Origin of the sequence: Streptococcus mitis subsp. hohhotensis (genome assembly GCF_020089495.2) — a bacterium.
Taxonomy (GTDB): Bacteria; Bacillota; Bacilli; order Lactobacillales; family Streptococcaceae; genus Streptococcus; species Streptococcus hohhotensis.
In genome coordinates this window covers 73,679-87,388 of sequence record NZ_JAIRCA020000009.1, presented here as the reverse complement: position 1 = coordinate 87,388, position 13,710 = coordinate 73,679, and the positions used below count along the sequence as shown (strand labels likewise).

Here is a 13,710-nt window from a genome sequence, read left to right as displayed (position 1 = left end):
GCAGCAACAGACCAAGCTGGAGTAGACGCAAAAGCAACTGAAGGAACAAAAGCAGTAGAAGCAGTAAACCCAGTAGGAAAAGAAAAAGCAAAAGCAGCGGTAGATGCAGCATTGGCAGAAAAAGACAAAGCGATCGACGCTAACGACAAACTTTCAGATGCAGAAAAATCAGCAGCGAAAGAAGAAGCTAAGAAAGCAGCAGACGAAGCTAAGAAAGCGATCGATGCAGCAACTGATCAAGCTGGAGTAGACGCTAAAGAGGCTGAAGGAAAAGCAGAAATCGCTAAAGTAGCACCAGCAACAGCGGTAGAAGTAGGAAAATCAGCAGCGAAAGCGGAAATCGAAAAAGCAGCAAAAGCCAAAGAAGCAGCCATCGACGCTAACGACAAACTTTCAGAAGCAGCAAAAGCAGCAGCAAAAGCACAAGTAGCAGCTGAAGCTAAGAAAGCAATCGAAGCAATAGAAAAAGCTACAACTGAAGCAGATGTAGAAGCAGCGAAAGAAGCAGGAAAAGCAGAAATCGCTAAAGTAGCACCAGCAACAACAGATTATAAGGCTAAAGCCAAAGCAGAAGTAGAAGCTGAATTAGCTAAGAAATTAGCTGAACTTGAGAATGCAACTGATTTAACAGAAGCAGCAAAAGCAGCGGCAAAAGCACAAGTAGTCAACAAAGCTAAGGAAGCAATTGAAGCGATTCAAAAAGCTGCCACAGAAGCAGATGTAGACCAAGCGATTCGTAACTTTGTTTACCGTATTTCAGCAGTTATTCGTGAGCAAGAAGAATATGATTTATCAAAATTGTTTGTAAATGGTTCTGTAACTGTTAAGCAAGGTGAATCTTTAACAGACAAAGATGTTTTATCAAAACTAAACTTACCAAGCGGTGTAGAAATTGTTAAGGTTGAAAAACCTACAACATCAGCATTAGGTACAGTGATGGCTAAAGTAACAGTTAAATTAGCAGACGGAAGCGTAGAAGAAATTAACGTACCTGTTGAAGTTATTGTTTCACAAAATCATGGAAATGAAGGAAATGGAGCAAATAACACTGAGGCCAAAGTTAATAAAGCTAAGTTAGAAGGTGCTATCCATCAATTAGATGAATTGAGCATTAAAGAATCAGCTAAGCTTAATGCAGAAACTGCAAAAGAAGCGAATGCATTATCAGCAGATGCTAAGAAAGTATTTGCCAATGCAGACGCAACTCAAGCAGAAGTGGATGCAATGGTTAAACGTATCGAAGACTTCATGGCGAAAGTTGCTTCATCAACTGATCATGCAACTCCAGCTACTACTCAAGCAGCAGCTAATGCTAGCCAAACAGTATCGGCACAAGCAAATGCGCGTAAAGCGGTTAAAGAATTGCCAAATACAGGTACAGTGGATTCTACTGTAGCTATGGTAGCAGCTGCCGCAAGTGCATTACTTGGTCTCGGTCTTGCAGGCCGTCGTCGTAAAGAAGACGAAGAAGCTTAATTGGTAGATTGTTTGATTATTAGATAATGAATCTGATTTATAGAGTTTAAACAAGTATCTCTCGTAAGAAAATCTCCTAGCAGAAAAGTCTGCTAGGAGATTTTTGATACGGGTGAATTGATCAGTGAATCTAAATCCTAAATTTCATAAGGTAATGAGGTAATGAGAGGTTTAGGCCAACTCAATTTCAAAAAATTTTTAGGTTTAGGAATGACTATTCATATAGAGATAGGTAATTCTTCAAAGATGGTAGTCATATAGAGGAAGATAGTTGTTAAGTAATGTTTTAATTGATAATAGTTGCTATTTGATGATGTTTTATGTCAAAGTAAATAGATAGGATTTTTATTTTTGACAAATGATAACATATGATGTAATGATTTTTAGGGAAAAGCTATTTGGAATAAAGGAGTTACTCAAATAACAATTCAGGATCAAAAACTGACAGTTGAGGAGCGGAGGTGATAAATCGGAATTTACTACTGTATAATGGATTTATCACTAATACTCTTCGAAAATCTCTTCAAACCACGTCAGCTTCGCCTTGCCGTATATATGTGACTGACTTCGTCAGTCTTATCTACAACCTCAAAACAGTGTTTTGAGCAACCTACGGCTAGCTTCCTAGTTTGCTCTTTGATTTTCATTGAGTATAAAAGTGCTCCAGGCCATATTTTACATAGCATTAGTCTTATAAAAATGGACGGAAAGCATTGTAAAGGCTATCAAAAAGGAGTATAATGAGTGAAAGACATTTCGGAGGTTAAAGATGCTAGAAGTAAGAAGTCTAGAGAAAAGTTTTGGATCCAAGCAAGTTTTGTTTGGTATTGACTTTCAAGCACGACCAGGTCGTATTTTGGGACTAGTTGGGAAAAACGGTGCTGGAAAAACAACGATTTTCCATAGTATTTTGAAGTTTTTAGAATATCAAGGAGAAATCAGTCTGGATGGTCAGGATATTCGTCAGGAGACCTACGCTCGGATTGGCTATCTGCCTGAAGAACGCAGTCTCATGCCTAAATTGACAGTCCTTGAACAAGTTCGTTACTTGGCGACTCTAAAAGGTATGGATGCTAAGGAAATCAAGGAAAAACTCCCTCAATGGATGAAGAGGTTGGAAGTGAAAGGGAAGCTGACAGATAAAATCAAGAGTCTGTCAAAAGGAAATCAGCAGAAGATTCAGCTCATCATTACTCTGATTCATGAACCAGACTTGATTATCTTGGATGAGCCTTTCAGTGGTTTGGACCCAGTCAATACAGAATTGCTCAAACAAGTCATTTTTCAAGAAAAAGAGCGCGGAGCAACCATTATCTTTTCTGATCATGTCATGACCAACGTCGAGGAGCTTTGTGACGATATTCTCATGATCCGAGATGGCCGTGTGGTCTTGCATGGACCAGTTCAGGATGTCCGCAATCAATACGGGAAAACGCGTCTCTTTGTTTCAAGTGAGCGAAGTAAGGAAGAATTGGAAAACCTTCCTCATGTCAAGCAGGTGAGCTTGACCAAACAAGGCAGTTGGAAATTGATCTTGGAGGACGAGAGTGCCGGAAGAGAACTCTTCCCAATCTTGACTCAGGGGCAATATATCGCAACCTTTGACCAGCAAGCGCCAACAATCGATGAAATCTTTAAACTAGAATCAGGGGTGGAAGTATGAGAAATATGTGGGTTGTAATCAAGGAAACCTATCTTCGACATGTCAAATCGTGGAGTTTCTTCTTTATGGTGATTTCGCCGTTCCTCTTTTTAGGAATCTCTGTAGGAATTGCCTATCTCCAAGGCTCCTCAATGGCTAAAAATGATAAAGTGGCAGTAGTGACAACAGTGCCGTCTGTAGCAGAAGGACTGAAGAATGTAAATGGTGTTAACTTTGACTATAAAGACGAAGCAAGTGCAAAAGAAGCGATTAAAGATGAAAAATTAAAAGGCTATTTGACTATTGATCAAGAAGATAGTGTTCTAAAGGCAGTTTATCATGGCGAAACATCGCTTGAAAATGGAATTAAATTTGCAGTTACAGGTACACTCAATGAATTGCAAAATCAACTTAATCGTTCAACGGCCTCCTTGTCTCAAGAGCAGGAAAAACGCTTAGCGCAGACAATTCAATTCACAGAAAAGATTGATGAAGCCAAGGAAAATAAAAAGTTTATTCAAACAATGGCAGCAGGCGCCTTAGGATTCTTTCTTTATATGATCCTGATTACCTATGCGGGTGTAACAGCTCAGGAAGTTGCTAGTGAAAAAGGCACCAAAATTATGGAAGTCGTCTTTTCTAGCATAAGGGCTAGTCACTATTTCTATGCGCGTATGATGGCTCTGTTTCTGGTGATTTTAACGCATATCGGGATTTATGTTGTAGGTGGTCTAGCAGCCATTTTGCTCTTTAAAGATTTGCCATTCTTGGCTCAGTCTGGTGTTTTAGATCACTTGGGAGATGCTTTCTCACTGAATACATTGCTCTTTATTTTAGTCAGTCTCTTTATGTACGTAGTCTTGGCGGCCTTTCTAGGTTCCATGGTTTCTCGCCCTGAGGACTCAGGAAAAGCCTTGTCGCCTTTGATGATTTTGATTATGGGTGGTTTTTTTGGAGTGACAGCTCTAGGTGCAGCTGGTGACAATCTCATCTTGAAGATTGGTTCTTATATTCCCTTTATTTCAACCTTCTTTATGCCATTTAGAACCATTAATGGCTATGCAGGGGGAGTAGAAGCATGGATTTCACTTGCTATTACAGTGATTTTTGCAGTGTTAGCAACAGGATTTATCGGACGCATGTATGCCAGCCTAGTCCTTCAAACGGATGATTTAGGGATTTGGAAAACCTTTAGACGTGCCTTAGCTTATAAATAGAAGAGCCTCGCGAAAGCGAGGTTTTTTAGAGATAAAAAGAGTGGAATTCAGAAAAATATTTTTCATATCTATTGACTTTTAGGGGTGAAATTTGGTATTATAGTAGGCGGTATTGTTTACCCCATTTGAAAGGCCCCGGAACCTTCCAAATACTTTTCGATGGGAAGGAACACCCATCACCGTAAACAAAAATCGAACTATATATAGGAGAAATCATGAACAAAACAACATTTATGGCTAAACCAGGCCAAGTTGAACGTAAATGGTACGTAGTTGACGCAACTGATGTACCACTTGGACGTCTTTCTGCAGTAGTTGCTAGCGTACTTCGCGGAAAAAACAAACCAACATTTACACCACACACTGATACAGGTGACTTTGTGATTGTTATCAATGCTGAAAAAGTTAAATTAACTGGTAAAAAAGCAACTGATAAAATCTACTACACTCACTCAAACCACCCAGGTGGATTGAAACAAATCTCTGCAGGTGAACTTCGTTCTAAAAATGCAGTACGTTTGATCGAGAAATCAGTTAAAGGTATGCTTCCACACAATACTCTTGGACGCGCTCAAGGTATGAAGTTGAAAGTATTTGTTGGAGCTGAGCACACTCACGCTGCACAACAACCAGAAGTTCTTGATATTTCAGGACTTATCTAAGGAAAGGAACAATAAAGTATGTCACAAGCACAATATGCAGGTACTGGACGTCGTAAAAACGCTGTTGCACGCGTTCGCCTTGTTCCAGGAACTGGTAAAATCACTGTTAACAAAAAAGATGTTGAAGAGTACATCCCACACGCTGACCTTCGTCTTGTAATCAACCAACCATTCGCAGTTACTTCAACTGCAGGTTCATACGACGTTTTCGTTAACGTTGTAGGTGGTGGATACGCTGGTCAATCAGGAGCTATCCGTCACGGTATCGCTCGTGCCCTTCTTCAAGTAGACCCAGACTTCCGCGATTCATTGAAACGCGCAGGACTTCTTACACGTGACTCACGTAAAGTTGAACGTAAGAAACCAGGTCTTAAGAAAGCTCGTAAAGCATCACAATTTAGTAAACGTTAATCAATCCGATTATATCAACGTTTCAAAGCACTCAAAGGTTTGCCCTATGGGTGCTTTTTTCTATACTTTCTAAAAAAGTTTGCCCTAAAATTTGCCCTAAAATTACCCTACTTATTTTTAAGATGTTGGTAGGCAACTTGTCCAGCAGATAATGGAACTATGTTTGAAGTATTAACATAAGTCTTAGTTGTAACGGTATCGCTATGAGTTAATGCTTCAGAAATGGCTTCTAAGCTCATTCCTGCTTTTTTAGCAAGTGTCGCTCCTGTATGTCGTAATTTATGAGGTGTAGCGTGTTTTAACTTTGGGTGTCGTCTTTTAACAGAGTTCATTTTGTTATTGAGATAATCAACGTGTAGAGGGCTATTTACATTACCTTTCGTATCTATATAGGTAAAGACTAGTTGATCGGATGTTTGCATTATACCAAATTTCGCTAACTCATATTTCTGCTGTTTTTTCCATTCTGAAAGAAGTGATACAAGATAACTAGGAATTGAAAAAATCGTTTTCTTATTTCCTTTTGTTGACTTTACATTCTTATATTTGTCAAGTGCATGCCTTAAGTCAATTTGAGCGTTTTCTAAGTCTATGTTTTTCCAATGTAGGGCATAGGATTCAGATTTTCTATCGCTTAGAATAAAGGTTGTAAAGAATAGGACATAATCTTTTAGTGATAATTTATCGTTCTCCAAATCTTCTCTAAAAGCATCAAACCAATCTTGTAATTCTTCACTAGATAGATACAAATCTTCCTCATTTTTGGATTCTTGGAGTTTTAGCTTTTTGGTGGCTTTAATTCGCTTAATTGTCTTGGATAATCGATTTGATTCTATGTATTCTAATTCCTCAGCCCAATCGAAAATTGAGTTTACATAGCTTCGAATAACCTTGAAATTAGCATATTCTTCAGCTTTAGCAGTCATTAAGTTTAGTACAACTTGCTTATTCTGATTCAGAAAATTGATTGAATAATTACCGAACATTGGTAAGATATGCTTTCTGAAAACAGTTTTAGTATTATCAATAGTAACCTGTGTTGGTGGTTTAGTTGTTGAAGTTGTTTGACCAGCTTTGTATGAATCCCACCAAATATTATTAAAGAACTCAGAGAATAGAATATCGTTAGTTTTAGAAAGTAGGATATCCTCACCATTTTCAAGTTGATGTATTTTAGTTAAAATTTCTAGTTCAGCTTCTTTGGCCTCCTTTCTTGTTTTATAGCGTTTAACAAAGTGATTTCCTTTAATCCCCATTTTAGGTCGGATTTCTTTAGGTATATACACTTTAAGATTGTAAGTGTTACTATTTGTTTTTGTAACTGTCATGATGTTCTCCTTTTACGAGTCAGGATATATCATTAGAGATATTATAGCATAGCTTTTCTACAAAGCCATTTATCAATCTCATTTTTATTGAAACGGACAGTCTTACCAATTTTAATAACGGGTAGCCCCTTTTGTATCCAGCCATCTAATGTATTGTTAGATATCCCTAGATATTTGCAAGTTTGCCCCTTGTTAAGGTAAGGACTATCTAAACCTAAATCTTCTTTGAAATGAGAAATTTCATTTTGCAAGAGATTAGTAATCATCGACTGTATTTCTTGAACTTGTTCTGTTGGTAGAATAACTTGCATTTTTTCCTTACTCCTTACTTAACTTTATTTTTTTGTATTTTACTTTATTGTCAATTAAGTGTCCTTTTCGAAATACTTTGCTAATATAGTTGCTTTCATATAGGATATCTTCATTCTTAACAAGGTTATCTAAGGATTCGCTTGTAAATAATTTTATTTCTTTAGGCTTTTGTAAATTACGAGAAGAATAAAAAGCCTTCTTTCCTAGACTCTCTAATAATTCCTGGCCTATGCCTTTTTCCATATATTTTGCAACATAACGACCAGCATTAGAAGAATCATCTAAGTTATTTAGTTTGTTTATCCGAACTGCACCTAACCCCCAAATTGTCAGTAATTCTTTGTGAGGGATAAAAGGAAATGAAAAAAGGAGAATGTGCGCATGCCACGCTCCCCTTTTTTGTCGTTCTAATACTGCAATATATTTAATAAGTCTTTTTTTGGAATGGTATATGTGATAGTTTAAACGTTTAATAAATTTATCAAAAAGTAAATTAAACTCATATCTGTTTTGTATATTTTCTTTAGTTGTAAGGGTAAGGAAACTGGTTCTGTCATCAAAATTTGTATCTATTAGGCGTTGAAGTTTCCATTTAGAATTTTTACGAGTGTTAGAAATTCTTTTTATTCGTTCATCTTGTTCAGCAGTTGTGAGTTCTTCAAAAGTTCTACGTTTCTTCTTTTCTTTTAGTGAAATGTATTCTTCATCAATTTGAGTAGTATCATTTGAAAAAATTGGAGATTCGTATTCCCATATTTCAAGGTACGAAGAAGTTCGGATAATTTTGCGATTGTAACTCACAAAATCATCTCCTTTTCTCGTAATGTTTGCTTATATAATAAATAAACTAGGAGGAGCAAAGCCCCTCCGTACTTCTATCATGTGTTTCTAAGCATCGCTCCGCTAAACACGCTTCCAGCTTGCCGACCTCCAGTCAGCAGTTTCGCTTAGTCACATGATAAGAAGTAGTAGTTAAATTTGTGGTTTAGGTAATTGTTTTAATGTTTCGTCTGTAGCCCAGTTGGTTGAAATGATTTCAAGATGGCCTTGGTCATAGACTAGCAAATCACCGTTACCAATAAATTGATATTTATTATCTTTGTCAATATATAATGAAAAAGTATCTATACCAATAACATTTTTAGAAATATCAATAGATTCTTTTGGAGTATGTCCAACAATTTGTTTAGGAAAGTCTTGGTTGGGAAGCAGTTCTAATTCTCTAAAATGTGCCCATAAAGGAGAACCCCCAAGAGCTTCCCCACCACGCATTGGTCCTATTGTATAAGCTAGAATATCTAATTCTTCTTCATGCTCTTTGGTGTAGGGGGTAAAATGCCATTTTTGAGGATCAAATATCCGATTGAAACCAGCGTGACTGATTAAATAATCATCTAGTTGATAAGCCACTTGTAATTTTAAATCCTGCAACAATCCTTGAACTGCGAAAAACACTTCTAAATTTTGAATTGAGAAAGGAGCTTGATCTCCCAATAAATAATAAGCATCATGATCACCTATAAGATTAATTACCTCTATTCCGTTTTGCTCTTTATCTATTTTCCAAGAGTATAAAAAAGTGAGATCTTTAGCATATAGTTGGATATTGTTAGTTTGTCCATGTAAATCAACATAATCACCAAGAAAAATGACTCTTTTAATATTATGTGTTTGGATAATCTTGTCAACAATGGGTAAAATTTGTTGAGATTTTAAATGTAAGTCGCCAATTAATAATGTCTTCATATAGATTCCCCTCTTTATTTTTGTTGTTAGTATAAGAATAGAATTAAGCTTGCTAAAATTTTATGTACTAGAGAAGTATTTTTTAATATTGATAGGATTTTGTAACTGTATCATAGCAGATAACAGGTATTGTTTTGCTATTCTTTACATCTCCATCAATAAAGTAATGACTTTTATTATCATGGTAAATCTTACCTTGGTAAGTTTTATCTTTAGCTACTTCCCAAGAAGCAACATGACCAGAAACAATATCTTTAAAAAATCCACCAGTGGTAAGAGGAAATTTATTTGTAAACATCTCTGAGCTCGTTAGCTCTTTCCAAAACTTGCCAGCTTCTTCATCAATGCCAGCATGAACAAAAATTTGGGTATCAGTTTCATAATAGCGTTTATCCCTATATCGTTTTTTAAACCAGTTTATGAATGGGTTGAACTTGATATTATTTTTAATTTCATTTCTAACACCAGCTTCAAAGTTGTTAACATTCGATTTTAAAATATAGGTCAATTCCTCTGGAGAGAAGAAACTTTTTATTGTTTCTGAAAATGAAGAAGAAGTAGGATTTTCTAAAATTAACCAATCATAAAACCATTCTTCGTGATTTCCTAAAAGAGTAATAATTTGATTAGGATAAAGTTTCTCAAGTTCAATTATTTTGGAAATAACTTGAAAAGATTGAGGTCCATTGTCAATATAGTCTCCGACTAAAATAAGACGATTATTTTTATCAGATAAATCTACTTTACTGAGAGCGGATAGGAACTCATCTAGGTGACCGTGTATATCAGATATTGCAAAAAGTTTAGCCATAAATAGTATCACCGAATTATTTAGAAATAGGGACTACATCGTTACAAGAAAACCATAAATTTCCGTTAAATTGTCCAACTGTTAAATTAGATAATTTAATGGGGCATGTTTTTTTATCTGATAATAATTGAGGAGTAGCCGTAGGAGATAACGTATTAACTTTTATCTGAATCATTTCCATAAAGAATTCTGAATCCTCATCTTGAATTGAAACATTAAGACGTAGTGCTACAGGTTTATTTGTTTCTCTGTCTAGAACTTCTGTATATCCTTTTACTGCCACGAATTTATTTCCTAATAATTCTGGTTTAAGAAAATCGTTAATTTTCATATAATACCTCGTTTCTTTTTGTCATCGCTTAAGCGATGAGGAATAGATATTTTTGCTGAAAATCTATTGAATTTAAGCAAAAATATCTATTGAAATTATTTTGACTTTGTTACGTATAATTGTAGTTCTTTTATAAAATCGAATTGTGTTGTATCAAGATAAGGGCTTTCCCAATATTGAGCTTTTTCTTTCCCTGAGCCTTGCATATAAAGATATCCTGCTCCTTTTTCTTCAATAGATTTAAACTTATCAGGTGTAGCTGAGCCAAAGACCATGCGGTATCCCTCTATTGAGTTTGCTCCTAAAGCTATTCTTAGTCCTAAATTATCTCTAAGATCAGTGTTTAAAGTTTCAGCTCTCATTTGTTGAGCAGATACAAGGATAAATACTCCTGCTTGTCGCCCTAGTAGAATAATTTGTTTGATACCGTCCATTGCTTCGGTGATAACTTCTTTAGATTTTTTATCTGTTGCTGAAGCTTGAAATGCTCCCATTTCATCAAATATAAGCCATACTGGTTTAAAGCCGTGGTCGGCAAAATTTGAACCGTAATGAAAGTTATCACGCATGGCTTGATATCGTTCCTGCATTTGTTCAACTACCAAACGTACAATACGAGCAATATTATTGGGAGTTGTAGCTACATATTTATCGCTTAAAGAATGAGATAAACTACCTAAATCACTGTTCTTAGGATCTGCAATATATAGTGTTGAGTTTCTTTTAAGAAGTTCAATAATTAAGAAAGATATAAATATAGACTTTCCGCTACCTGTACCACCTGAAACTAAAATATGAGGACATTTTATAGGATTATAAATTATATCATACCCTAAGTCTATATCAAGACTATCTATCTCTTCTTTATGACTATGGGGTGATAATATTAGTCTATCAGGTTTCTTGTAATAAAAGTGATATTCCACAATATTAGGATGAGTAATTTTTTCTTCTAGTTCAAGTTCTAGAACTCCAGCTAATACATCATCAAGCGTCTGAACCTTTTTACTAAATTCGTCACCTCTTATAAGCGCTTTAATGATAATATGACCGTTTTGATTATCTAATTCATATTTTAAAATCGCACTTCTAATAATTTTTTCGTAACCTGAATTATCCTTTTCCGAAGTGTAGAGATGATTTGTATATAAAACAAATAGTAAACTTTCCCTGATAATTAAATCAAAATCTAGTTCGTATCTAAAATCTTTTAATTTATTATTTATTTTATAGATTGCTAGAATACCAAAGACAATACATAAGATTTGAATAAAAGCAGGAGCTCTAATACTTACTATTAAACCTAATAAAACAAAGATAGAAAAGATAATTATTATCAGATGTAACAATTTTAAACGTGAACTTGTAATAAAATAATTTCTTTTTAAATTAGCTTCTTTTTTTAGTTTAAACATAAATAAAATCTCCTTGCAAGTAGTAAAACAACTATACTATTATTAGTATAGAGAACCTAAGCAGGGTTTGCTTAGGTTATTGTTGTGTCTTCCAATAGGAATATACAACAAGTTTAATGATGTAACTAAGCCTTGGTAATCTAGTAGCACCATCTTCTTTCATTAAATGATATCGAAATTCATCAAGACCATTTAGAACATTTTCATCTAAATAGAGTCTAGGAGTTACGGATGTTTCTAGACTAGGATTGACATTTTTGATATCTTTTTCCATTTCTTGACGTAGTTTTTGCCACTCATCAATGGAGTAATGTTTTGTATTTCTATATGATTCTTCAATGACACTTCCGATAGAAGCTTTTAAAACTATATTGAAAGAAACACCATTTAATTCATCGTAATGATTTGATAGAAGTGTTTGTTCTAATGTACTTAGAAAATTATTCTGACTTAGTTCTTTGATTTTACGTTCTTTATTTTGAATAAGCTCATCTATCCACACTTTGGCTTCATATGCAAGACGAACACTTTTATATACTCTGACCACAAATCCTCCTTTTTAAAATTCATTAGAAAATTTTATTGTATCCATATTTTCAATTTCTTTATAGAAATTGAAGTCTTTTAGATCTAACTTATCACAGATTTGTTTAATAATAAATTTACCTCGTTCTTCAATTCGCTCATTGACTTTTTTAAGGAAAATAGGAAAATGTTGACGCTCCATATTTGGTCTTTCGGATGTATGACCTTCCCAAAACAACTCAGTTTCATATTGCTCATTTACGTATGGTTGTAAATAGAAAGCATCTACGAAACATTTCCATGTATCGTTAGATAAAAGATTGAGCCACTCTTGAAGAGAAAGCATTGTAATATCCCAATAATCTTTTGAGAAGTTATATCTCCCAGTATTTATCCAATGAGGTAATACGGTGAAATTTCCAATTGTGTGAGTTAATTTGGCAAATTTTTTAAATTGCTCTTTATTTTCTTTGATGATGTTAAAGCTCTCATAATTATTGTTATTATATAGAATTGGATATTGTTCGTTTAGATATTGCTCTTCATCTATCCCAATTTTTTTATATATACTTTTATAGTGAGGTGTTTTAGTAATAGAACGATTGAATGTAGTTAAATAAGAGTTCAGAGTTTCCCCTCTAGTAATACAATTTTCCGAGTTTTGCCAACCCAAACATTTATATAAATAGAATGCTTCCTTATCACAGTCAGCAACCTTACCAAGCAGTTCTGTAACTCGAAAAGTAGTTGGATCAGTAAGTTCACCGTTTTTATATTTTAAAAAATTTGTAATACTATCAGGTGTTAGCGTATCAGAATAACAATTTTTAAAATCCCATTCCCATGGTTTGATATTATTTTCATCACAATATTTCAACCAATCAATAACTTTTTGATGTTCCATTATATGTTCCTTTCTTTAACAATGAAGTTTGCTTTTGATAATCATAAATGAAATTTTGAAAATATTTTTGATTTTATGATGATCTAGTACTTACAGCATAAATGTATGCTAAATAATTTGCAAAATCGCCCTGACGTTGTCGATCTTCCGTGATTTTATCAAACCAACTAGTATCTCCACCTTTTGATTCGATTTCGCTCTTTAGTGCATTCAATTGTACGATGAAAGCATTATGAACAGAAGTTCTAAAATCCCCATGCTTGTCTTGTCTTTCTTTTGACACTGTTGCAGATTTGACACGAATTTCAGTATACTCTGCAGCTAACTCAATCAACATTGTCCAGTCATCGAGGAAAATTGGATCTTTTATGTCAAATGAACTAATTAGTTCGTTATAGATTTTATGTGCATCTTCAAAAGTCAAAGCAGTTTTCTCTTGAAGAAAATCGGAATAAGTGTAAATTTCCATAAAGGGCCTCCACGAAAATATTTTTTGTCTAACTACGACTATACTTTTATTATAATCCTATCTAAAAATAATGTCAAGGATTTTTGTAAGTTTTTTTAGAAAAATTTTTTTCAATAGCGATGTATATCTATAAAGTGTTATTTTTTTATAGTTATAGTATAATTAATACTGGTTCATTTCATTAATTAGGGCAAATTTCTGAGATATCTGACTCGTATTTGTTTATTTAATAAAAAAATTTGCCCTATTTAAATGAAATTATTTAAAAATAGATAAAATTTAATTGATAGTTAATTGAAAAAAAGCCCCTGTTTATAACTATTTGAGATATGTTGATTTAATGGTCAGCCAAACCAGGTCTTAAGAAAGCTCGTAAAGCATCACAATTTAGTAAACGTTAATTCGAAAGAATTACTATACTTACAGAGAGCACCTTTCGGGGTGTTCTTTTTTCGATTTGC

The 13,710-nt window shown here is 34.4% G+C and carries 15 protein-coding genes; 5 read left to right on the top strand and 10 right to left on the bottom strand.

What is annotated here, in order from left to right:
- From K4Z77_RS05355 to rpsI, 5 genes are all read left to right on the top strand, one after another.
- Positions 1 to 1,476, top strand: a 1,476-nt coding sequence (locus K4Z77_RS05355; protein WP_224218689.1) for a DUF1542 domain-containing protein, incomplete at its 5' end; no start/stop codon positions are given.
- A 769-nt stretch (positions 1,477 to 2,245) separates the two neighbouring features.
- Complete coding sequence (locus tag K4Z77_RS05350; RefSeq protein ID WP_084925866.1) at positions 2,246 to 3,139, top strand: ABC transporter ATP-binding protein; 894 nt, start codon at positions 2,246 to 2,248, stop codon at positions 3,137 to 3,139.
- The gene (locus tag K4Z77_RS05345) at positions 3,136 to 4,335 is read left to right on the top strand and encodes an ABC transporter permease (protein ID WP_224218688.1); all 1,200 of its coding nucleotides are present in this window, start codon (positions 3,136 to 3,138) and stop codon (positions 4,333 to 4,335) included. The genes K4Z77_RS05350 and K4Z77_RS05345 overlap by 4 nt, the downstream gene beginning before the upstream one ends.
- Positions 4,336 to 4,550: 215 nt before the next feature.
- Complete coding sequence (gene rplM / locus K4Z77_RS05340) at positions 4,551 to 4,997, top strand: 50S ribosomal protein L13 (protein ID WP_001044624.1); 447 nt, start codon at positions 4,551 to 4,553, stop codon at positions 4,995 to 4,997.
- Between the two features lie 18 nt (positions 4,998 to 5,015).
- Positions 5,016 to 5,408: a 30S ribosomal protein S9 gene (gene rpsI, locus K4Z77_RS05335; RefSeq protein ID WP_000075964.1), complete on the top strand. Its 393-nt coding sequence runs from the start codon at positions 5,016 to 5,018 to the stop codon at positions 5,406 to 5,408.
- 107 nt (positions 5,409 to 5,515) lie between these two features.
- On the opposite strand, the gene K4Z77_RS05330 is transcribed toward rpsI, so the two are convergent.
- The 10 genes from K4Z77_RS05330 to K4Z77_RS05285 form a co-directional block, all read right to left on the bottom strand.
- Positions 5,516 to 6,736, bottom strand: a complete 1,221-nt coding sequence (locus tag K4Z77_RS05330; protein WP_224218687.1) for a site-specific integrase — start codon at positions 6,734 to 6,736, stop codon at positions 5,516 to 5,518.
- A 41-nt stretch (positions 6,737 to 6,777) separates the two neighbouring features.
- Complete coding sequence (locus K4Z77_RS05325) at positions 6,778 to 7,047, bottom strand: helix-turn-helix domain-containing protein (protein ID WP_001196077.1); 270 nt, start codon at positions 7,045 to 7,047, stop codon at positions 6,778 to 6,780.
- Between the two features lie 7 nt (positions 7,048 to 7,054).
- Positions 7,055 to 7,849 (bottom strand): rolling circle replication-associated protein, encoded by a 795-nt coding sequence (locus tag K4Z77_RS05320; protein WP_224218686.1) that lies wholly within the window; start codon positions 7,847 to 7,849, stop codon positions 7,055 to 7,057.
- Positions 7,850 to 8,020: 171 nt separating this feature from the next.
- Complete coding sequence (locus tag K4Z77_RS05315; protein ID WP_224218685.1) at positions 8,021 to 8,794, bottom strand: metallophosphoesterase; 774 nt, start codon at positions 8,792 to 8,794, stop codon at positions 8,021 to 8,023.
- Between the two features lie 82 nt (positions 8,795 to 8,876).
- The gene (locus K4Z77_RS05310; protein WP_224218684.1) at positions 8,877 to 9,605 is read right to left on the bottom strand and encodes a metallophosphoesterase; all 729 of its coding nucleotides are present in this window, start codon (positions 9,603 to 9,605) and stop codon (positions 8,877 to 8,879) included.
- A 16-nt stretch (positions 9,606 to 9,621) separates the two neighbouring features.
- Complete coding sequence (locus tag K4Z77_RS05305; RefSeq protein WP_224218683.1) at positions 9,622 to 9,936, bottom strand: hypothetical protein; 315 nt, start codon at positions 9,934 to 9,936, stop codon at positions 9,622 to 9,624.
- A 95-nt stretch (positions 9,937 to 10,031) separates the two neighbouring features.
- Positions 10,032 to 11,351, bottom strand: a complete 1,320-nt coding sequence (locus tag K4Z77_RS05300) for an FtsK/SpoIIIE domain-containing protein (RefSeq protein WP_224218682.1) — start codon at positions 11,349 to 11,351, stop codon at positions 10,032 to 10,034.
- Positions 11,352 to 11,427: 76 nt separating this feature from the next.
- On the bottom strand, positions 11,428 to 11,898 hold the full coding sequence (locus tag K4Z77_RS05295; protein ID WP_000252742.1) for a hypothetical protein: 471 nt from the start codon (positions 11,896 to 11,898) through the stop codon (positions 11,428 to 11,430).
- Positions 11,899 to 11,910: 12 nt separating this feature from the next.
- Complete coding sequence (locus K4Z77_RS05290; RefSeq protein WP_033680727.1) at positions 11,911 to 12,780, bottom strand: hypothetical protein; 870 nt, start codon at positions 12,778 to 12,780, stop codon at positions 11,911 to 11,913.
- Positions 12,781 to 12,853: 73 nt separating this feature from the next.
- Positions 12,854 to 13,249, bottom strand: a complete 396-nt coding sequence (locus K4Z77_RS05285) for a hypothetical protein (RefSeq protein ID WP_033680726.1) — start codon at positions 13,247 to 13,249, stop codon at positions 12,854 to 12,856.
- Positions 13,250 to 13,710 lie beyond the last annotated feature (461 nt).